The sequence below is a fragment of the Cellulosimicrobium sp. So1_17 genome, from assembly GCF_055181235.1.
Genome location: NZ_CM143702.1, coordinates 1767158 through 1785605 on the forward strand (window position 1 = coordinate 1767158; position 18448 = coordinate 1785605).

21 protein-coding genes are annotated in these 18448 nt (G+C 72.7%); 3 read left to right on the top strand and 18 right to left on the bottom strand.

What is annotated here, in order from left to right; all coding sequences use genetic code 11:
• Nucleotides 1-198: 198 nt before the first annotated feature.
• The gene (coaA, locus tag ACZCLJ_RS07815) at nucleotides 199-1185 is read left to right on the top strand and encodes a type I pantothenate kinase (RefSeq protein WP_251153564.1); all 987 of its coding nucleotides are present in this window, start codon (nucleotides 199-201) and stop codon (nucleotides 1183-1185) included.
• 21 nt (nucleotides 1186-1206) lie between these two features.
• Here coaA and ACZCLJ_RS07820 read toward each other — a convergent pair whose 3' ends face one another.
• From ACZCLJ_RS07820 to ACZCLJ_RS07850, 7 genes are all read right to left on the bottom strand, one after another.
• A complete protein-coding gene (locus ACZCLJ_RS07820) occupies nucleotides 1207-2016 on the bottom strand; it encodes a DedA family protein (RefSeq protein WP_463106049.1) in 810 nt (269 codons plus the stop codon).
• A 274-nt stretch (nucleotides 2017-2290) separates the two neighbouring features.
• Complete coding sequence (locus ACZCLJ_RS07825) at nucleotides 2291-2902, bottom strand: peptide deformylase (protein ID WP_251153562.1); 612 nt, start codon at nucleotides 2900-2902, stop codon at nucleotides 2291-2293.
• 58 nt (nucleotides 2903-2960) lie between these two features.
• Complete coding sequence (gene glmM, locus ACZCLJ_RS07830) at nucleotides 2961-4319, bottom strand: phosphoglucosamine mutase (RefSeq protein WP_463106050.1); 1359 nt, start codon at nucleotides 4317-4319, stop codon at nucleotides 2961-2963.
• 140 nt (nucleotides 4320-4459) lie between these two features.
• Nucleotides 4460-4948, bottom strand: coding sequence for a 30S ribosomal protein S9 (gene rpsI, locus ACZCLJ_RS07835; RefSeq protein WP_251153560.1), 489 nt, complete (start codon nucleotides 4946-4948; stop codon nucleotides 4460-4462).
• A gap of 44 nt (nucleotides 4949-4992) precedes the next feature.
• On the bottom strand, nucleotides 4993-5436 hold the full coding sequence (gene rplM / locus ACZCLJ_RS07840) for a 50S ribosomal protein L13 (protein WP_251153559.1): 444 nt from the start codon (nucleotides 5434-5436) through the stop codon (nucleotides 4993-4995).
• A gap of 217 nt (nucleotides 5437-5653) precedes the next feature.
• Nucleotides 5654-6568: an oxygen-dependent tRNA uridine(34) hydroxylase TrhO gene (gene trhO / locus ACZCLJ_RS07845; RefSeq protein WP_463106051.1), complete on the bottom strand. Its 915-nt coding sequence runs from the start codon at nucleotides 6566-6568 to the stop codon at nucleotides 5654-5656.
• 121 nt (nucleotides 6569-6689) lie between these two features.
• Entirely contained in the window at nucleotides 6690-8405 is a 1716-nt protein-coding gene (locus tag ACZCLJ_RS07850; protein ID WP_463106052.1) for an ATP-binding cassette domain-containing protein, read from the bottom strand.
• Nucleotides 8406-8535: 130 nt separating this feature from the next.
• On the opposite strand from ACZCLJ_RS07850, the gene ACZCLJ_RS07855 reads away from it, so the two are divergent.
• On the top strand, nucleotides 8536-8934 hold the full coding sequence (locus ACZCLJ_RS07855) for a DUF5709 domain-containing protein (RefSeq protein WP_463106053.1): 399 nt from the start codon (nucleotides 8536-8538) through the stop codon (nucleotides 8932-8934).
• Nucleotides 8935-8956: 22 nt separating this feature from the next.
• On the opposite strand, the gene truA is transcribed toward ACZCLJ_RS07855, so the two are convergent.
• The gene (truA, locus tag ACZCLJ_RS07860) at nucleotides 8957-9883 is read right to left on the bottom strand and encodes a tRNA pseudouridine(38-40) synthase TruA (RefSeq protein WP_463106054.1); all 927 of its coding nucleotides are present in this window, start codon (nucleotides 9881-9883) and stop codon (nucleotides 8957-8959) included.
• Nucleotides 9884-9989: 106 nt separating this feature from the next.
• Here truA and ACZCLJ_RS07865 point away from each other — a divergent pair, with 106 nt between their 5' ends.
• Nucleotides 9990-10748 (top strand): ROK family protein, encoded by a 759-nt coding sequence (locus tag ACZCLJ_RS07865; protein WP_463106055.1) that lies wholly within the window; start codon nucleotides 9990-9992, stop codon nucleotides 10746-10748.
• On the opposite strand, the gene ACZCLJ_RS07870 is transcribed toward ACZCLJ_RS07865, so the two are convergent.
• The 10 genes from ACZCLJ_RS07870 to secY all read right to left on the bottom strand — a co-directional run bounded on the left by ACZCLJ_RS07870 (nucleotide 10734) and on the right by secY (nucleotide 18210).
• Nucleotides 10734-11543 (bottom strand): alpha/beta fold hydrolase, encoded by an 810-nt coding sequence (locus ACZCLJ_RS07870; RefSeq protein ID WP_463106056.1) that lies wholly within the window; start codon nucleotides 11541-11543, stop codon nucleotides 10734-10736. The two genes, ACZCLJ_RS07865 and ACZCLJ_RS07870, sit on opposite strands and share 15 nt — an antisense overlap.
• Before the next feature lie 145 nt (nucleotides 11544-11688).
• Nucleotides 11689-12255 (bottom strand): 50S ribosomal protein L17, encoded by a 567-nt coding sequence (rplQ, locus tag ACZCLJ_RS07875; protein ID WP_463106057.1) that lies wholly within the window; start codon nucleotides 12253-12255, stop codon nucleotides 11689-11691.
• 84 nt (nucleotides 12256-12339) lie between these two features.
• The gene (locus ACZCLJ_RS07880; RefSeq protein ID WP_251153551.1) at nucleotides 12340-13359 is read right to left on the bottom strand and encodes a DNA-directed RNA polymerase subunit alpha; all 1020 of its coding nucleotides are present in this window, start codon (nucleotides 13357-13359) and stop codon (nucleotides 12340-12342) included.
• 227 nt (nucleotides 13360-13586) lie between these two features.
• Nucleotides 13587-13994: a 30S ribosomal protein S11 gene (rpsK, locus tag ACZCLJ_RS07885; RefSeq protein ID WP_251153550.1), complete on the bottom strand. Its 408-nt coding sequence runs from the start codon at nucleotides 13992-13994 to the stop codon at nucleotides 13587-13589.
• A 106-nt stretch (nucleotides 13995-14100) separates the two neighbouring features.
• Nucleotides 14101-14475: a 30S ribosomal protein S13 gene (gene rpsM, locus ACZCLJ_RS07890; protein ID WP_229243414.1), complete on the bottom strand. Its 375-nt coding sequence runs from the start codon at nucleotides 14473-14475 to the stop codon at nucleotides 14101-14103.
• Nucleotides 14476-14700: 225 nt separating this feature from the next.
• Complete coding sequence (gene rpmJ, locus ACZCLJ_RS07895) at nucleotides 14701-14814, bottom strand: 50S ribosomal protein L36 (protein WP_003956441.1); 114 nt, start codon at nucleotides 14812-14814, stop codon at nucleotides 14701-14703.
• 98 nt (nucleotides 14815-14912) lie between these two features.
• Nucleotides 14913-15134 (bottom strand): translation initiation factor IF-1, encoded by a 222-nt coding sequence (gene infA / locus ACZCLJ_RS07900; protein WP_012867920.1) that lies wholly within the window; start codon nucleotides 15132-15134, stop codon nucleotides 14913-14915.
• A 274-nt stretch (nucleotides 15135-15408) separates the two neighbouring features.
• Nucleotides 15409-16245 (bottom strand): type I methionyl aminopeptidase, encoded by an 837-nt coding sequence (gene map / locus ACZCLJ_RS07905; RefSeq protein WP_251153549.1) that lies wholly within the window; start codon nucleotides 16243-16245, stop codon nucleotides 15409-15411.
• A gap of 79 nt (nucleotides 16246-16324) precedes the next feature.
• Nucleotides 16325-16882, bottom strand: a complete 558-nt coding sequence (locus ACZCLJ_RS07910; RefSeq protein ID WP_251153603.1) for an adenylate kinase — start codon at nucleotides 16880-16882, stop codon at nucleotides 16325-16327.
• 29 nt (nucleotides 16883-16911) lie between these two features.
• The gene (secY, locus tag ACZCLJ_RS07915; protein WP_251153548.1) at nucleotides 16912-18210 is read right to left on the bottom strand and encodes a preprotein translocase subunit SecY; all 1299 of its coding nucleotides are present in this window, start codon (nucleotides 18208-18210) and stop codon (nucleotides 16912-16914) included.
• Between the last annotated feature and the right edge of the window lie 238 nt (nucleotides 18211-18448).

The window sequence follows — 18448 nt, forward strand, 5'->3', positions numbered from 1 at the left end:
AGCGGACGACGTGCGAAGGGCGTCAGAGCCGCGCTCCTGAATCCGGACCGGACAGACCAGGGCGACGGCGCGGCAGCCCGAGCACGCCGTCCGCGCAGGCGACGGCGCGCGACCCAGCCCGACCGACCCGACCGACCCGACCGACCCGACCGAGGCCCCAGGGCACGCGCACCACCGGGAATCCGGCAGAATCGGACGGTGTCCTCCCCCGCGCCCGAGTCGACCGACGCCCTGACCCGCCTGATCGCCAGTCCGTCGTCGCCGTACGTCGACCTCGACCGCGCTGCGTGGAGCCGCCTCTCGGAGTCCACGCCGCTCCCGCTGACCGACGCCGACGTGACGCGCCTGCGTGGCCTCGGCGACCCGATCGACCTCGCGGAGGTCGACGCGGTGTACCGGCCGCTCTCGCGCCTGCTCAATCTCTACGTCACCGCGACTGCGGGGCTGCACGAGGCGACGTCGACGTTCCTGCGCGAGGACACGGGGTCGACGCCGTACGTCATCGGCGTCGCGGGGTCCGTGGCCGTCGGCAAGTCCACGACGGCGCGCGTCCTGCGCGAGATGCTGGCGCGCTGGCCCGAGACGCCGCGGGTCGAGCTCATCACGACCGACGGGTTCCTGTACCCGAACGCGGAGCTGCAGCGCCGGGGCCTCATGGACCGCAAGGGCTTCCCCGAGTCCTACGACCGGCGGGCGCTCATCCGCTTCCTCTCCAAGGTCAAGGCGGGGCACGACGAGGTCCGGGCGCCGGTCTACGACCACCTCACCTATGACATCGTGCCCGGCGCCGAGGCAGTCGTCCGCAAGCCGGACGTGCTCGTGGTCGAGGGGCTCAACGTCCTGCAGCCGGCACGGCCGAGCGCGCACGACGAGTCGACCGTCGCCGTCTCGGACTTCTTCGACTTCTCGATCTACGTCGACGCCCGGACGCGCAACGTGCGCCAGTGGTACGTCGACCGGTTCCTCACGCTGCGCCGCACCGCGTTCGCGCGCCCCGAGTCGTACTTCCGCCGCTACGCGGACCTCACGGACGAGCAGGCCGTGGAGCGGGCGCGGTCGATCTGGGACTCGATCAACGCGCCCAACCTCGAGCAGAACATCCTGCCGACGCGCGGTCGGGCGACGCTCGTGCTCACGAAGGGATCGGACCACTCGGTCCAGCGGGTGCGCCTGCGCAAGCTGTGACCCGTGCGCACGCCCACGGCGTCAGCGCGGCAGGCTCCCGGCACCGCCGGCCGTCGTGCCCGACGCCGCGTCGGTCTCTCCCGGGGCGCTCGCCACGCCGGAGCCCGACGTCGCCCCGACGTCTCCCGGGGTGCTCGCCACGGCGGTGCCCGACGGCGCCGTCGCGGCGTCCGTCGTCGGCGCCGCGTTCATGAGTGCCACGGGGATCACGCCGCGCCGCCGGGAGCGGACCATGAGGATCCGGTCGATCACGAACCCGGCGGCGATCCCGATGACGACGCCGACGACCATCGCGAGCAGCGGCTCGTGGCCGAGCCACTGCGCGGCGACGAGGCCGATGAGGACGGAGTACAGCGCCCAGGTCACGGCCGCGATCGCGGAGAAGGCCATGAACCGGCGACGCGGGTAGCCCACGGCGCCCGCCGTCATGTTGACCGCGACACGACCGATCGGGATGTAGCGCGCGGCGAGGATGAACGACGCACCTCGGTGCGCCAGCGCGCGCTCCGCCCAGGCGACCGCCTTGCGACCGCGCGCCGTCCGGAGGAAGGCGATGCGCTCGGTGCCGATGGCACGGCCCAGCGAGAAGGCGATCTGGTCGCCCGTCCACGCGCCGACCGCGGCGATGACGAGGACGAGCAGCAGGTTCGGCGAGCCGGTCGCGTGCGCCGAGACGGCGAGGGTGATGACGACCGACTCGCTGGGGATCGGCGGGAAGAAGCCGTCGATGGTGGCGAAGCCGAGCAGTGCGGGGTAGATCCACCCGGACGCCGCGAGAGCGAGAATCCAGGCTTCCAGATTCTCCAGGAAGGTCGACACGGCCTCGGTCACGGGGTCCTCGTTCGTCGGCTGGCGGGGAGGCCAGGCTGGCGGCGGCTGTGGTGGCACCGGACGTGGCGTCCGGTGCCACGTCCAGCCTACGGAGCGTCCCGTCGTCGTCCATCAGGAATTCCCCCGAGAGAACCCTGAGGACTCCCGCCGGTCGCGGCGGTGACCACGAGTCTTCCGCGCGGGTGACGCGCCGTCGTCATCCTGTCGAGGGAGATCGGCCGGGGTACGGGTACGTCGGGGGGACCACGACCGGGTGAGCGCGACCGGGTCCGGTTCAGGCGTCCGCGCGGGCCTGGGGCAGGCGTGCCGCCGCGAGCGTGGACGAGAGCGTCCGCAGGTCGGCACCGTCGAGATACAGCTCGCCGCGCAGGTGGTCCGTCTCGTGCTGGACGATCCGCGCGGGCCATCCGGTGAGGACCTCGTCGACCGGCGTACCGGTCTCGTCCTCGCCGGTCAGCCGCACGGACCGCGCACGGGTGCGTTCCGCCTGCCATCCGTGCACCGACAGGCACCCCTCGACGAACGTCCGCGCGTCCTCGCCCACCGCCTCGTAGCGGGGGTTCACGAGGACGCGGAAGGGCAGCGCAGGGCGCTCGCGCTCGTCGTCCGGGTCGGGCGAGCCCGGGTCCTCGACGACCGCGAGCGCGAGACCCAGCCCGATCTGCGGGGCGGCGAGCCCGACGCCGGGGGCGGCGTGCATCGTCGCCCGCATCGCGTCGAGGAGCGCCGGGAGCGCGTCGCCGAGCTGACCCGCGTACGGGACGGCGGGCGTGCGCAGCACCGGGTGACCGGCCTGCACGATGGGCAGGAGCCCGTCGTCGAAGGTGTCGAGCAGGCCGAGCACGTGCGCCCGCAGCGCCTCGTCGACCCCGTACCGCACGCTCATCGCACCCCTTCGTCCGCCGTCGCCCCTGCACCCTGCCGGCTCACGGCCGTCCGCCGCCTCACAGCGCCAGTCGCTCACGGACGACGTCGGCGAGCCCGCCGGCGACGGCGTCCGCCTGCTGCTGCGTCGCGGCCTCCACCATCACGCGCACGAGGGGCTCCGTGCCCGACGGGCGCAGCAGGACACGCCCGGTCTCCCCGAGCGTGGTCTCCGCGTCGGCGACCGCGGCGAGCAGAGCCTCGTCGCTCGCCGCGCGCGACCTGTCGACCCCGGGGACGTTGACGAGCGTCTGCGGCAGCCGCTGGACCACTCCGGCCAGGTCCGCGAGCTTCTGACCGGTGGCCTTGACGCGCGCCGCGAGCTGCAGCGCGGTGAGGACGCCGTCGCCCGTCGTCGCGTACCGCGACATGATGATGTGCCCGGACTGCTCGCCGCCGAGGCCGTAGCCGTGCGCGCGCATCTCCTCGAGGACGTACCGGTCGCCGACGCCGGTCTGCACCGTACGGATCCCGGCGTCGCGCATCGCGAGGAGGAGACCGAGGTTGCTCATCACCGTGACGACGAGCGTGTCGTCCGGCAGGGCGCCCTCGGCCTTGAGCGCGAGCGCGAGCACCCCCATGATCTGGTCGCCGTCGACGACGGCACCGCCGTGGTCGACCGCGATGCAGCGGTCCGCGTCGCCGTCGAACGCGACGCCGAAGTCGGCCTCCGACGCGACGACCACGGCCTGGAGCTGCTCCGGGTGGTTGGAGCCGCACGCGGCGTTGATGTTGTGACCGTCGGGGCTCGCGTTGATGACGACGACGTCCGCACCGGCCGCGCGCAGCGCCGCCGGCCCGACGTCGCTCGCCGCGCCGTTGGCGCAGTCCACGGCGATCCGCAGGCCGGCGAGCGGCTTGGCGTCCTCGTCGGCGCCGATGCTCGCCATGAGGTGCTCGACGTACGCGCTGCCGGCGCGGCCGGCATCGCGGGACAGCCGGCCGACGTCGCCGTGCGTGGGGCGCGACCACTCCTGGCCGATGAGCGACTCGATCGCGTCCTCGACCGCGTCGTCGAGCTTCACGCCGCCGCGCGCGAGGAACTTGATCCCGTTGTCCTGCATGGGGTTGTGCGACGCAGAGATGACGACGCCGAAGTCGACGTCCATCGCGCTCGCGAGGTAGGCGACGCCGGGGGTCGGCAGGACACCGACGTCGCGCACGTCGACCCCCGCGCTCGCGAGCCCCGCGGCGAGCGCCGCCCCGAGGAACTCTCCGGACACCCGCGTGTCGCGTCCCACGACCGCGCGCGGACGGTGGCCCTCCGGCCCGTCCGCGAGCACGCGCGCCGCGGCGACGCCGAGGTCGAGCGCGAGCTCGGCTGTCACGTTGCCGTTGGCGAGGCCTCGCACACCGTCGGTCCCGAACAGTCGTCCCATGAAGTCCTTCTCTCACGGCGTCCGCGCGTCGACCGCGCCGTCGCCCTACCTGGCCCGCGCCGGGCATCGTCAACAGTCCTGACAAAAGCCGTCGGCCCCGGCGGACGAGTCCACCGGGGCCGACGATCACACGGCGCGGATCAGCGCTTGGAGTACTGCGGGGCCTTGCGGGCCTTCTTGAGCCCGGCCTTCTTGCGCTCGACGACGCGCGCGTCGCGAGTGAGGAAGCCGGCCTTCTTCAGCGCCGGGCGGTTGTTCTCCGCGTCGATCGCGTTGAGCGCCCGCGCGATGCCGAGGCGCAGCGCACCGGCCTGGCCGGAGGTGCCGCCACCCGAGATGCGGGCGACGATGTCGAAGCGGCCCTCGACGTCGACCAGCTTCAGCGGGGAGTTGACGAGCTGCTGGTGGACCTTGTTCGGGAAGTAGTCCTCGAGCGTGCGCCCGTTGACCTTCCACTGGCCCGTGCCCGGCACGAGGCGGACGCGAGCGACCGCCTCCTTGCGACGGCCCAGGGCCTGCCCGGGGGCGGTGATGCTCTGGCCGCGGCCCGTGGGGGCTGCGGACTCAGAGGTGTAGGTGCTGGGGGTCTCGTCACCCAGCGTGTCGGTCTCGACGGTGGTCTCGGCCACGGGTGTGTCCTCGCGTCTCTCTGTCGGCTACGCCTGGGCGGCGATTACTGCGCGACCTGGGTGATCTCGAACGGCTGGGGCTGCTGAGCGGCGTGCGGGTGCTCGGCACCCGCGTAGACCTTCAGCTTGCCGAGCTGGGCGCGGCCGAGGCTCGTCTTCGGCACCATGCCGCGCACGGCCTTCTCGACGGCACGCTCGGGGTGCTTGTCGAGCAGGTCGCCGTAGGCGGTGGCACGGAGACCACCCGGGTAGCCCGAGTGGTTGTAGGCCATCTTCTGCTCGCGCTTGTTGCCGCTGAGGGCGACCTTGCCGGCGTTGATGACGATGACGAAGTCACCGCCGTCGACGTGCGGAGCGAAGGTCGGCTTGTGCTTGCCGCGCAGCAGGGTGGCCACGTGGGTGGCCAGGCGGCCCAGGACGACGTCGGTCGCGTCGATGACGTACCAGTTGCGCTGGATGTCGCCGGGCTTCGGGGTGTACGTACGCACGGTCGTAGCCTTCGTTTCTGTCAGGTGTCTTCTTCGGTCGCTGAAGCTGGGCGGCCGAGAGGGCGTTGTCGTTGCGCGGCGGGCTCGGTCGACACCCGCTCCTTGGCCGGCAGCGAGTGGGCGCGCTAGCGACACGGGTGTCGTGAGAAGAGCACAACGACTCACCAGAGTACCTGCGTGGACGGGTCGTGGTCAAAGCGGCCGGACGGCGGCGTCCTCAGCCACGGGCGGCCGCGGTGGAGGTCGGCCGCTCCGCGACGCACACCTCGCAGCGGCCGGACCGCGCGGCCCCGACGCAGCCGTCGCAGAACAGCCGCAGCGTCCGGCAGCCGGGGTCCGCGCAGTTCTCGTACCTCGCCGTCGCGGCGCCGCACACGGTGCACTCCCCCAACGGGGTCGACCCCGGGCCGAGCTCGACGTGCATGCGCTCGTCGAACACGTAGAGCGACCCGTCCCACAGTCCCCGGGACCCGAACACCTCGCCGTAGCGCACCACGCCACCGTCGAGCTGGTACACCTCCTCGAACCCGCGCGAGCGCAGGAGCGCCGACAGCACCTCGCACCGCACGCCGCCGGTGCAGTACGTGACGACGGGCCGCTGCTTGAGGTCGTCGTAGCGACCCGAGTCGATCTCGGCGACGAACTCTCGCGTCGTCTCCACGTCGGGGACCACCGCGCCACGGAACCGCCCGATCGCGGCCTCGAAGGCGTTGCGCCCGTCGAGCATCACGACCTCGTCGCCGCGGGCATCGACGAGGTCGTGCAGGGCCTGCGGGCTGAGCCGCTCGCCGCCGCCGACCACGCCGAGCTCGTCCACCTTCAGCTCGTCGGCGGCCCCGAACGCGACGAGCTCGGGCCGCACCTTGACCGAGAGCCGGGGGAAGTCGCGTCCGGTGCCGTCGGACCACTTGACGTCGATCCGTTCGAAGCCGGGGTAGCGGCGCGTCGTCTTCACGTACTGCTTGAGGTCCTCCACCGTCCCGCCGAGCGTCGCGTTGATGCCGTGCTCGGAGACGATCACGCGGCCCGTCAGGCGCCAGCGCTCGCCGAGCGCCAGCTGCCAGAGCTGCACGGCGCGCGGGTCCGCGAGCGGCGCGAAGGCGTAGAAGAGCACGATCTTGTGGACGGCCATGCTCTCCAGGATAGGGATCTCGCGGTGGCTCCCGGACCGTGCCGTGTCCACCCACGACCGCCCGCGTCCGCCCGCGTCCGCCCGCGTGCACCGGCTCGCAGGGCCCTGTCAGCGGGCCTGGTCAGCGGACGCGGTCCACCCGCTCGACGTCCCACACCGGCTCGGGCGTCTCGACGACCCGGCCGTCGCCCCCGAGGACGAGGAACCGGTCGAACCCGCGGGCGAACCAGCGGTCGTGCGTCACGGCGAGCACCGTGCCCTCGAACGCCGCGAGACCGGCCTCCAGCGCCTCCGCCGAGTGCAGGTCGAGGTTGTCCGTCGGCTCGTCGAGCAGCAGGAGCGTCGCGCCGTCGAGCTCGAGGAGCAGGATCTGGAACCGCGCCTGCTGGCCGCCCGACAGCGTCTCGAAGCGCTGCTCCGCCTGGGCGACGAGCTCGTACCGGTCGAGCGCGCGGCTCGCGTCCTCGCGTCCCCTCCCCGCCCGGTTGCCCTCGCCGCGGTGCAGGATCTCCAGCAGCGTGCGCCCGCGCAGTCCGGGATGGTCGTGGTTCTGGGCGAACCACCCCGGTCGCACCCGCGACCCCAGGACGGCCCGCCCGGTGTGGGCGACGGGCGCCGGGGCGACCGCGTCGCCGGGTGCACCGGGGAGCCCGGACGGCGCGGCGTCGGGCACGAGGCCGGGCTCCGGGTCGCTCCCGCCCGCGGCGAGGAGGCGGAGGAGGTGCGACTTGCCCGAGCCGTTCGACCCGAGCACGGCCACGCGCTCGCCGAAGAACACCTCGAGGTCGAACGGCTGCACGAGCCCGGTGAGCTCGAGGGCGTGGCACGTCACGGCGCGCTTGGCCGTGCGCCCGCCCCGCAGACGCACGCTGACGCGCTGCTCGCGCGCGAGGACCTCGGGCGGACCGGCCTCCTCGAACTTCCGCAGCCGCGTGCGCGCCGCCTGGTAGCGGCTCGCGAGCCCGTCGTTGAACGCCGCCTTCGTCTTGAGCGTCTGGACGAGGTCGACGAGCTTGCGGTGCTCCTCGTCCCAGCGGCGCGCGAGCTCGGCGAGCCGCTCGCGACGGTCCTCGCGCGCCTGCGCGTAGGTGGTGAACCCGCCGCCGTGGACCCAGACCGTGCCGCCGCCGGGCGTCGGCTCGAGCGTCGCGACCTGCGTCGCCGTGCGGGCGAGCAGCTCGCGGTCGTGCGACACGTAGAGCACGGCCTTCGGCGACTCGGTGAGCCGGTCCTCGAGCCAGCGCTTGGTCGGGACGTCGAGCGCGTTGTCCGGCTCGTCGAGCAGCAGGACCTGCTCGGGGCCGCCCAGCAGCGCCGTGAGCGCGAGCCGCTTCTGCTCCCCGCCCGACAGCGTCCGCAGCTCGCGCCACTGCGCCCGCTCGAAGGGGATCGACAGCACCTCGTCGGTCACCCGGTCCCACGTCGTCTCCGCGTCGTACCCGCCGACGTCCGCCCAGTCCGCGAGCGCCTGCGCGTAGCGCATCTGCGCGGCGGTGTCGTCGACGGTCATGATGTCGAGCTCGGCGGCCGCGAGCTCGAGCGCGGCCTCGCGCACCACGGTCGGGGCGAGCTCGACGAGCAGCTCGCGCACCGTGCGCTCGTCGTCCTCGCGGGCGACCTGCTGCCGCATCACACCGAGGCCGCCGCTGCGGACGACGGTCCCTCCGTGCGGAGCCAGGTCGCCCGTGACGATCCGCAGCAGGGTCGACTTCCCCACCCCGTTCGGGCCCACGAGGGCGACCCTCGCGCCGTCCGCGACGCGCAGGCTCACGGAGTCCAGGAGCGTCCGGCCGTCGGGCAGGTGATAGGTGATGTCGCTGATGTCGAGGTGTCCCACCCCGCCATGGTCGCCCGTGACACGCGCCGCGGTCACGTCCTTTGGCCCTGACGACGCGAGGCCGCCACGTCCGCGGCGGGTGGGGCGCCGTCGTGCTGCGACGGTCGTCACGAGGTGCGACGGTGGGGGCATGACCGAGACCACAGGCACCAGCCCTGACCCGGAGACCGGGGCCGAGGGCGACAACGACCAGCTCCAGGCCGAGGACACGCTGCTCGACCGCGGCGTCGACGACGTGCTCGACGAGGGGTACTCCCCGCCCGACCGCCCGCGCACCAACCACTTCGGCGAGACCGCGTGGGAGGAGGTGCACGGCGAGTCGCTCGACCAGCGCCTGGCCGAGGAGGAGCCGGAGGAGTGGGACGGCGACCCGCTCGACCGGCCCGACACGTCCCGAGCCGGCAGGCTGACCGCCGACCCGGACGCGCTGGACGGCCGCCAGAACGACACCTACGCCGACGACGAGGGCATCTCCGGAGCCGGAGCGAGCGCGGAGGAGGCCGCGGTGCACATCGTCGAGGAGCCGTGACCGGCGGGGCGCCGCCGGCCGGTCACGACCCGTCGGCGGCGTCCCACACGTCCTCCTCGTTGCGGACCGCACGGATGCGCTCGGCCCGGTCCGCGAGCTCCTCGTCGGGCGGGTAGGTCACCGCCTCGAGCACGAGCCCGTGCGCCGGCACGACGCCGGCCCCGCCGTCCCGCCGTCGGCTCGCCAGGAGCGCGGCAGGCCACGCGACGTCGCGCCGCCCCTCCCCCACGGCGAGCGACGCGCCGACGAGCGCGCGGACCATGTTGTGGCAGAACGCGTCCGCCCGGACGTGGGCGACGACCAGCCCGGCGTCCGGGCCCTCGGTCGGTCGTGACCACGACAGGTGCTGCAGCTCGCGGATCGTCGTGGCGCCAGGACGGGGCTTGCAGAACGCGGCGAAGTCCCGCACGCCGAGCAAGGGCCGCACGGCGGCGTCCATCGCTGCGACGTCGAGGGGTCGCCGGTTCCACAGCGTCCACTCGCGGCGCAACGGGTCGCGCAGCGCCGGGTCGTCCGCGACGCGGTAGGTGTAGGCGCGGTGCAGCGCGGAGAACCGCGCGTCGAAGCCGTCGGCCGCAGGTGTCGCGCGACGCACCACGAGGTCGCCCGGCAGCACGCCGCCGAGGCGCGCGACGAGCGCTTCCCCGGGTGCACGGTCGGACCGGCCTGGCAGCGACTCCCACTGCGCCGTCGTGAGGTCCACGTGCGCGACCTGTCCGCGCGCGTGCACCCCCGCGTCCGTGCGGCCCGCGACGGTGAGGCGCGGCGCGTCACCGCGCAGGAGGGTCGCGAACGCGTCCTCCAGGGCACCCTGCACGGTGCGCAGACCCGGCTGCCGCGCCCACCCGGCGAAGTGCGTGCCCTGGTAGGCGAGGTCGAGCCGGACGCGCACGGCGGGCGCGTGGGGCGCGTCGGGCGCGTCTGGCGCGTCGGGCGGGAGGGCGTTCACAGGGGTTCACGGTAGCCGCCGGTCCCGGGACGCGTGGTCCCGCACCGCGCGGCGCGGTCCCCGTCGTGCGGTGCGCACCCTGCTGCGCGCGCCTACGCTGCGACGCATGACCGACCTGAGGACGCTCGCCGTCGACTGCGGCGGCGGTGGGATCAAGGCGAACGTGCTGGACTCCTCCGGCACGGCCCACGCGGCGGCGGTCCGCGTGCCGACCCCGTACCCCCTGCCCCCGGAGCTGCTCGTCGAGACCGTCGCGGACATCGCGGGCAGGCTCCCGCACGCGGACCGCGCGACCGTCGGCATGCCGGGGATGATCCGGCGGGGTGTCGTCGTGCACACCCCGCACTACGTCACGCGCAGCGGGCCCCGCTCGCGCGTCGACCCCGCTCTCGTCGAGGCGTGGACGAGCTTCGACGTGCAGGCGGCCGTCGCGCGCCGGCTCGGCGTGCCCGCGCTCGTGCTCAACGACGCCGAGGTGCACGGGGCGGGCGTCGTCGCGGCGTCGGGGCTCGAGCTCGTCCTGACGCTCGGGACCGGCCTCGGGTCGGCGCTGTTCCACGGCGGCCGGCTCGCGCCGCACCTGGAGTGGTCGCGCGCGCCCGTGCGGCGCGGGACGTCGTACGACGAGTACGTCGGCGAGCCGGAGCGCCGGCGCCTGGGCAACGCGCTCTGGTCTCGCCGGGTGTTGGCCGTCGTGGACGGGCTGCGGCCCGTGTTCTGGTGGGACCGGCTCTACCTCGGCGGCGGGAACTCGCGGCAGATCACCCCCTCGGTGCTGGACCGGCTGGGCGACGACGTCGTGGTGGTCCCGAACTCGGCGGCGCTCGTCGGGGGCGCCCGGGCGTGGGACCTACCGCCCGCCTGAGGGCGTCAGGGAACGGTCGTGGGCGGACCCAGCGGGGCGGGTGGGGGTGTCGTGCGCCGGGTCGCGCGCGACGTCGGCGACCGCCTCGAGCAGGAGACGCGAGAAGGCGACGGGTCGGTCGAGGCTCACGAGGTGGCGCGCCCCGGGGACCACGACGAGGCGGGCCCGCGCTCCCCCGCGACGCGCGGCCGCGAGGAACGACCGCTCGCCCGTCCGGAAGTGGTCCCATCGCCCGTTCACCAGCCACACCGGGGAGTCGGTCGCCGCCAGGGCGGCGAGCGGGTCGGCGGTGCCCACCTCGCGCAGGATCGCGCTCATCACGTCGAGGGCGAAGCCACCCGCCGCGAGGTCGGCCGCGGCGTTCGCCGGCATCGACCGGTCCACGAGGGCCTGGTTGAGAGCCGCCCCGCCGTCGGGCAGCCTCTCGATGCGCTCCGCGGCGAGGAGCCACGCCGCGCGCAGCCTCGTGCTCGGCACGGTCGAGCAGCTCGCTGCGACGAGCCCCAGCACACGCCCGGGGTGCCGCGCCCTCGCCTCGATCGCCACGTACCCCCCGAGCGACAGCCCGACGACGAGCGCCCGGCCGCCGAGGTCCTCGACACCCCGCGCGACGGCCTCGACCGCGCCGTCGAGCGTGAACGGCTCGCCGCGGCGCGCGCCATGGCCCGGGAGGTCGACCGCGAGGGCGGGGACGCCGGCGCGGTCGAGAGCGGCGAGCTGGCCGCGCCACATCGTGCGCGACGTGCGCGAGCCGTGCACGAGGAGCACGGGCGGGGCGTCACGGACGGGGTCCATCTCCCGACCGTAGGTGCCGGACGGTGGCATCGCACGAGATCCCGCGCGGCCCGGCCCGCGGCTGGATCCCACCGGCGCCACAGCGGACGACGGAGGGCCCGGAACCGTGCGGTTCCGGGCCCTCCGTACGGAGCGACAGGTGGCCTCAGGCCTCCTTGGTCTCCTCAGCCTTGTCGGCCTTCTCAGCCTTCGCAGCAGGAGCGTCCTCGACCTGGTCCTCGGCGACCGGAGCGTCCTCGACGGGCGCGTCCTCGACCGGGGCGTCGGCCTTCTTCGCCGGCTTGTCGGCCTTCTTCTTGCCGGCCTTCTCCGCGGCCTTCTCGGCCTCGCGGACGACGGCCTGCTTCGGGCTGACGGGCTCGGTCACGAGCTCGATGACCGCGAGGGGCGCGTTGTCGCCCTTGCGCGTGCCGACCTTCGTGATGCGCGTGTAGCCACCGTTGCGCTCCGCCATCTGCGGCGCGATCTCGGTGAACAGCGTGTGCACCACGGACTTGTCGCGCACGACGCGCAGGACGCGACGACGCGCGTGCAGGTCGCCGCGCTTGGCGAAGGTGATGAGGCGCTCGGCCAGCGGACGCAGGCGCTTCGCCTTGGTCTCGGTGGTCGTGATGCGGCCGTGCTCGAACAGCGCCGTGGACAGGTTCGCGAGGATCAGACGCTCGTGAGCCGGTCCACCGCCGAGCCGCGGGCCCTTGGTGGGGGTAGGCATGGGATGTGCTCCTTGGGAAGTGATCGCGGCCCGGGTGCGACCCGGGGCGCGCTAGAGGTGTGGGAGTCGCTGGCTCGCGCCGGCTCAGTACTGCTGCTCGGTGTCCGAGAACGTCGGCTCGTCCTCGTCGCCGTCGTAGTACGCGGCGGCCGACGGGTCGAAGTCCAGCGGCGAGTCCTTGAGGGACAGGCCGAGCTCAGCGAGCTTCTCCTTCACCTCGTTGATGGACTTCGCACCGAAGTTGCGGATGTCCAGCAGGTCGGCCTCGCTGCGAGCGACGAGCTCGCCCACCTGGTGGATGCCCTCGCGCTTGAGGCAGTTGTACGAGCGGATCGTGAGGTTGAGCTCCTCGATCGGCAGCGCCAGGTCCGCGGCGAGCGCGGCGTCCGTCGGCGACGGGCCGATCTCGATGCCCTCGGCCTCGACGTTGAGCTCACGAGCCAGGCCGAACAGCTCGACGAGCGTCTTGCCCGCCGACGCGAGGGCGTCGCGAGGCGAGATCGCCTGCTTCGTCTCGACGTCCACGACCAGCTTGTCGAAGTCGGTGCGCTGCTCGACACGCGTCGCCTCGACCTTGTAGGTCACCTTGAGGACCGGCGAGTAGATCGAGTCGACCGGGATCCGGCCGATCTCCGCGTCGAACGACTTGTTCTGCGCCGCCGAGACGTAGCCACGGCCACGCTCGACCGTGAGCTCGATCTCGAGCTTGCCCTTGTCGTTCAGCGTGGCGATGTGCAGATCGCTGTTGTGGACCTCCACGCCCGCGGGCGGGACGATGTCGGCCGCGGTGACGGCGCCAGCGCCCTGCTTGCGCAGGTACATCACGACGGGCTCGTCGTTCTCCGAGGAGACCACGAGGTTCTTGATGTTGAGGATGACCTCGGTGACGTCCTCCTTGACACCCGGCACGGTGGTGAACTCGTGGAGCACACCGTCGATGCGGATGGAGGTGACCGCCGCGCCCGGGATGGACGACAGCAGCGTGCGACGCAGCGAGTTGCCGAGCGTGTAGCCGAAGCCCGGCTCCAGGGGCTCGATGGAGAAGCGCGAACGGTTCTCCGAGATGACCTCTTCGGTCAAGGTGGGGCGCTGTGCGATCAGCACTGGTGATTTCCTTTCGGTGAGCGTCCGCCATATGACGCTTCACGGTTCAAGGCGAGGTGCGCGCCTGGGCGCGCGGCCCCGGCCGGGACTCGGTCCACCCGGTCGGGAAGGGGTGCCGCCGGTGCGTCAGGGCCGGAGCCCGGACGGACCGCTGCCGTCGACGGGGCTCCGGTGTGCGCGAGGCACCCGGAGACCCGTCGACGGCGTGCGTGCCGACGGCGAGGACGTCAGACGCGGCGACGCTTGGGCGGACGGCACCCGTTGTGCGCCTGCGGCGTCACGTCCTGGATCGAGCCGACCTCGAGGCCGGTGGCCTGGAGGGAGCGGATCGCGGTCTCGCGGCCCGAGCCGGGACCCTTGACGAAGACGTCGACCTTCTTCACGCCGTGCTCCTGGGCGCGGCGTGCCGCGGACTCCGCAGCGAGCTGCGCGGCGAACGGCGTGGACTTGCGGGAGCCCTTGAAGCCCACGTGCCCGGCCGAGGCCCAGGCGATCACGGCGCCCGTGGGGTCGGTGATCGAGACGATCGTGTTGTTGAAGGTGCTCTTGATGTGCGCCTGGCCCAGCGGGACGTTCTTCTTGTCCTTGCGGCGCGGCTTGCGCGAGCCGGAGGCTGCGCGAGTCTTGGGAGGCATGTGCTCTTTCTCTCCTGGTCTGAGGTGGTCGGACCGCGGGGATCTCCGAGCCGCCCGGTGACGTGAGGGTCACCGCACGACCGGGGCCCGCCCGGCGGACTGCTGCTTAGCGGGCCTTCTTCTTGCCGGCCACGGTGCGCTTCGGTCCCTTGCGCGTGCGCGCGTTGGTCTTCGTGCGCTGACCGCGCACGGGAAGGCCGCGGCGGTGACGCAGGCCCTGGTAGGTGCCGATCTCGACCTTGCGGCGGATGTCGGCGGCCACCTCACGACGGAGGTCACCCTCGAGCTTGTAGTTGCCCTCGAGGTAGTCGCGGAGCGCGACGAGCTCGGCGTCGCCGAGGTCCTTCACGCGCGCGTCCGGGCTGATGCCCGTCGCGGCCAGCGTCTGCTGGGCGCGGGTGCGGCCGACGCCGAAGATGTAGGTGAGCGCAACCTCGAGCCGCTTGTCGCGGGGGAGGTCGACGCCGATGAGACGTGCCATGTGCCTTTCGGCTCCTCGTACTTCGTCCGGAGGTCTTCCGCACCGCCCTCCCGCGGGAGCCGCGGGCCCCGGCCTCCGGGCCGGGGGTTCCCCCGCGCCGTCGTGCGGCCGCTGTCGCGACCGCCCTCCGGGGCGGGTTCGTGGTGGTGCGCTGGTGGGCGCCGCCGTCAGGCGGTCGCCCGGTGATCCGGCCCGAGGGCCGTCACCCGTGGCGCAGGCGAGGGCTCAGCCCTGGCGCTGCTTGTGCCGCAGGTTGTCGCAGATCACCATGACGCGACCGTGCCGGCGGATCACCTTGCACTTGTCGCAGATCTTCTTGACGCTGGGCTTGACCTTCATCAGTGTTCCCTCAGTGGTGCTCCGCCCCCGCAGGCGACCGACCGGGTGGTCCCGGTGGCCAGGAGGCGGTGGCTGGTTGAGTGGTGGACGCGTGACGACTACTTGTAGCGGTAGACGATCCGGCCGCGGGACAGGTCGTACGGGCTGAGCTCCACCACGACACGGTCCTCGGGGAGGATCCGGATGTAGTGCTGACGCATCTTGCCCGAGATGTGGGCGAGAACCTTGTGCCCGTTGGCCAGCTCCACGCGGAACATCGCGTTCGGCAGGGCCTCGACCACGCTGCCCTCGATCTCGATGACACCGTCCTTCTTTGCCATGTCCTCCGCTAACTCTCGTCTGAACTGCTCGGTCCCACGCGCGAAGGACCCGAGGCCCGCGAGCGTGGATTGTCGTGTGGAGCCTCGCGTCGACGCCGGCACCGGCGCCCTTCGGGACGGCGGAGCCGGACGTACCGGTGAACACGGACTACACCCAACGGTCTATCCTACGGCATCCGGCAAGCGTCGGGAAACCCGAGTCCGTCACACCGGTCGCCGGCGAGGTCGCGCTCGCTCGGCGGGCGCCCCGGGTCCGCCGCGACGCGTCGGGACGTCAGGCGCCGAGCGGTGCGACCTGCACACCGCGCGCGGCGAGCTCCTCCGCGCCACCGTCGGCGGCGGTGAGGACCCAGATGCCGTCGTCGAGGATCGCGACGCTGTGCTCCCAGTGCGCGGCCCGCGAGCCGTCGTCGGTGACGACCGTCCAGTCGTCCTCGCACACCTGGGTGAAACGCTCCCCCCGCGTGACCATCGGCTCGATCGCGAGGCACATGCCCGGCCGCAGCCGCGGCCCGCGGTCGCGCGTGCGGTAGTTCGGCACGTCCGGCGGCTGGTGCATCGCGGAGCCGATCCCGTGGCCCACGTACTCCTCGACGATCCCGTAGGCGACGCCGTCCCGCTCCCCCGCCGCCCGGACGGAGTCCTCGATCGCGACGCCGACGTCACCGAGCCGCTCGCTCCTCGCGAGCGCCGCGATGCCGTCCCACATCGCCTGGCGCGTGGCCTCGACGAGCGCCTCGTCGGCGGGGTCCGCGTCGGCGAGGACGAACGACGTCGCCGAGTCCCCGTGCCAGCCGTCGACGACGGCCCCGCAGTCCACCGAGACGACGTCTCCCGCGCGCAGCTCGCGCGCACCGGGGATGCCGTGCACCACCTCGTCGTTGACCGACACGCACACCGTCGCCGGATACCCCTCGTAGCCGAGGAACGACGAGGTCGCACCGGCGTCGGCGATGACCGCGGCGGCCAGCGCGTCGAGGTCGCTCGTCGTCATGCCTGGCCGTACGGCGTCGCGCACCGTCTCGAGGGCCGTGGCGACGACGACCCCGGCACGCCGCATGGCCTGGACCTGCTCGTGCGTCTTGTACTCGATGCGTTCGCGACCGAACACCGTGCTCCCTCTCCCGACCGGCACCCGCACGGCCCCGCGCAGGACGGCCTGCCGCGTGGCGTGCGGTGCTGCTCTGCCGTCAGCCGACCAGCGGCTCGAGCGCGGACACGATGCGCTCGGTGACGTCGTCGATCTCGCCGATGCCGTCCACGCGGACGAGCAGCCCGCGCTCGTCGTACGCGGCGGTGAGCGGAGCCGTCTGCTCCGCGTAGATGTCGAGGCGGCGCGCGATGGCCTCCTCGGTGTCGTCCTCGCGGCCCTCGATCTCGGCGCGCTTCGCGAGCCGGGCGAGGAGCTCGTCACGCTCGGCCGTGATCTCGACGACGCCGTCGAGCGACCAGCCCAGGTCGGCGAGGATCGCGTCGAGCTCGACGACCTGGGCCGCGTTGCGCGGGTAGCCGTCCAGGATGAAGCCGCGCGCGACGTCGTCCTGCGCGAGGCGGTCCCGCACCATCTCGTTGGTCACGGAGTCGGGGACGAGGTCGCCCTTCGCCGTGTACTCCTGCACGAGGCGGCCGAGCTCCGTGCCGCCCTTGATGTTCGCCCGGAAGATGTCGCCCGTGGAGATCGCGGGGATCGCGTAGCGCTCGGCGAGCCGGGCGGCCTGCGTCCCCTTGCCGGCACCTTGGGGTCCCATGATCACGAGGCGTGCGGTGGGGGCGTTGCTCAACGGAGGAACCCTTCGTAGTGGCGCTGCTGCAGCTGGGAGTCGATCTGCTTGACCGTCTCCAGGCCGACGCCGACCACGATGAGGATCGAGGAGCCGCCGAACGGGATGTTCGTGCTCACGCCGAGCCCGATGAGGACCAGCGTCGGCAGGAGCGCGACGAGCGCGAGGTAGATGGAGCCCGCGGAGGTGATGCGGGTGATGACGTAGTCGAGGTACTCGGCGGTCGGACGCCCGGCACGGATGCCGGGGATGAAGCCGCCGTACTTCTTCATGTTGTCCGCGACCTCGTCCGGGTTGAACGTGATCGCCGTGTAGAAGAAGCAGAAGAACAGGATCATCGCGACGTAGAGCGCGATGTGCAGCGGCGCGGCGGGGTCGGCCAGGTTCGTGCTGACCCAGATCACCCAGCCGGCGGTCTGGTCGCCGAACTGCGCGATGAGGCCCGGGACCGCGAGCAGCGAGGCCGCGAAGATCACGGGGATGACGCCGGCCATGTTGATCTTGATGGGGATGTACGTGCTCGACCCGCCGTACATGCGCCGGCCGACCATGCGCTTGGCGTACTGCACGGGCACCCGGCGCTGCGACTGCTCGACGAAGACGACGAGCCCGATCACGAGGACGATCACCGCGATCATGATGATGAAGTTCGCGGGGCCGTTGGCGCCACCGGCGATCGACCACAGCGCGGTCGGGAAGCTCGCGGCGATCGACGTGAAGATCAGCAGCGACATGCCGTTGCCGACGCCGCGCTCCGTGATGAGCTCGCCCAGCCACATGATGAGGCCCGTGCCGGCGGTCATCGTGATGACCATGAGGGCCATCGTGACGAAGCTCCCGTCGGGGATGACCTCGACCGAGCAGCCCTGGAAGAGCAGGCCGTTGCGCGCCGTCGTGATGACGGTCGTCGACTGGAGGATCGCGAGCGCGATCGTCAGGTAGCGCGTGTACTGCGTGAGCTTCGCGGTGCCCGACTGGCCCTCCTTGTGCAGGGCCTCGAAGCGAGGGATCACCACGCGCAGGAGCTGCACGATGATGCTGGCCGTGATGTACGGCATGATCCCGAGCGCGAAGATCGACAGCTGGAGCAGTGCTCCACCGCTGAAGAGGTTGACGAGCCCGAGAAGGTCGTTGCCCTCGGCGGTCTCCGCGATGCACTGCTGCACGTTGGGGTAGTCCACACCCGGCGTGGGGATGAACGAACCCACACGGAAGATCGCCATGATCGCGATCGTGAACAGCAGCTTGCGCCGCAGGTCAGGCGTCCGGAAAGCCCGGGCGAATGCGCTGAGCACCTATCCTCCTGGCCCGCCGAGGCGGGATGTCGTGTCGCCGGGAGGCCCGGCGAGGTGTGACGCACGGCACCGGCGCCAAGAGGCACCCTAACCGTTGCGCCGCGTCGAACGGCAAGTCGGTGTCGGCCGACCGGGATCGGTCGGTCGTCCACCGCGTCGACCGGCCGCCGGTCGGAGACCGACGACGGCCGACGGGAAGTCTAGTCGCGCCCCGCTGCCCGACGGGACGGCGACCGTA

Coding starts and splice junctions, on each gene's coding strand:
- ACZCLJ_RS07825 (WP_251153562.1), bottom strand. CDS start 2,902: ATGAGCGTGCGGTACGGGGTCGACGAGGCGCTGCGGGCGCACGTGCTC.
- glmM (WP_463106050.1), bottom strand. CDS start 4,319: ATGGGACGACTGTTCGGGACCGACGGTGTGCGAGGCCTCGCCAACGGC.
- trhO (WP_463106051.1), bottom strand. CDS start 6,568: ATGGCCGTCCACAAGATCGTGCTCTTCTACGCCTTCGCGCCGCTCGCG.
- ACZCLJ_RS07855 (WP_463106053.1), top strand. CDS start 8,536: ATGACCGAGACCACAGGCACCAGCCCTGACCCGGAGACCGGGGCCGAG.
- ACZCLJ_RS07865 (WP_463106055.1), top strand. CDS start 9,990: ATGACCGACCTGAGGACGCTCGCCGTCGACTGCGGCGGCGGTGGGATC.
- ACZCLJ_RS07870 (WP_463106056.1), bottom strand. CDS start 11,543: ATGGACCCCGTCCGTGACGCCCCGCCCGTGCTCCTCGTGCACGGCTCG.
- rplQ (WP_463106057.1), bottom strand. CDS start 12,255: ATGCCTACCCCCACCAAGGGCCCGCGGCTCGGCGGTGGACCGGCTCAC.
- rpsK (WP_251153550.1), bottom strand. CDS start 13,994: ATGCCTCCCAAGACTCGCGCAGCCTCCGGCTCGCGCAAGCCGCGCCGC.
- rpsM (WP_229243414.1), bottom strand. CDS start 14,475: ATGGCACGTCTCATCGGCGTCGACCTCCCCCGCGACAAGCGGCTCGAG.
- rpmJ (WP_003956441.1), bottom strand. CDS start 14,814: ATGAAGGTCAAGCCCAGCGTCAAGAAGATCTGCGACAAGTGCAAGGTG.
- infA (WP_012867920.1), bottom strand. CDS start 15,134: ATGGCAAAGAAGGACGGTGTCATCGAGATCGAGGGCAGCGTGGTCGAG.
- ACZCLJ_RS07910 (WP_251153603.1), bottom strand. CDS start 16,882: ATGGGACCCCAAGGTGCCGGCAAGGGGACGCAGGCCGCCCGGCTCGCC.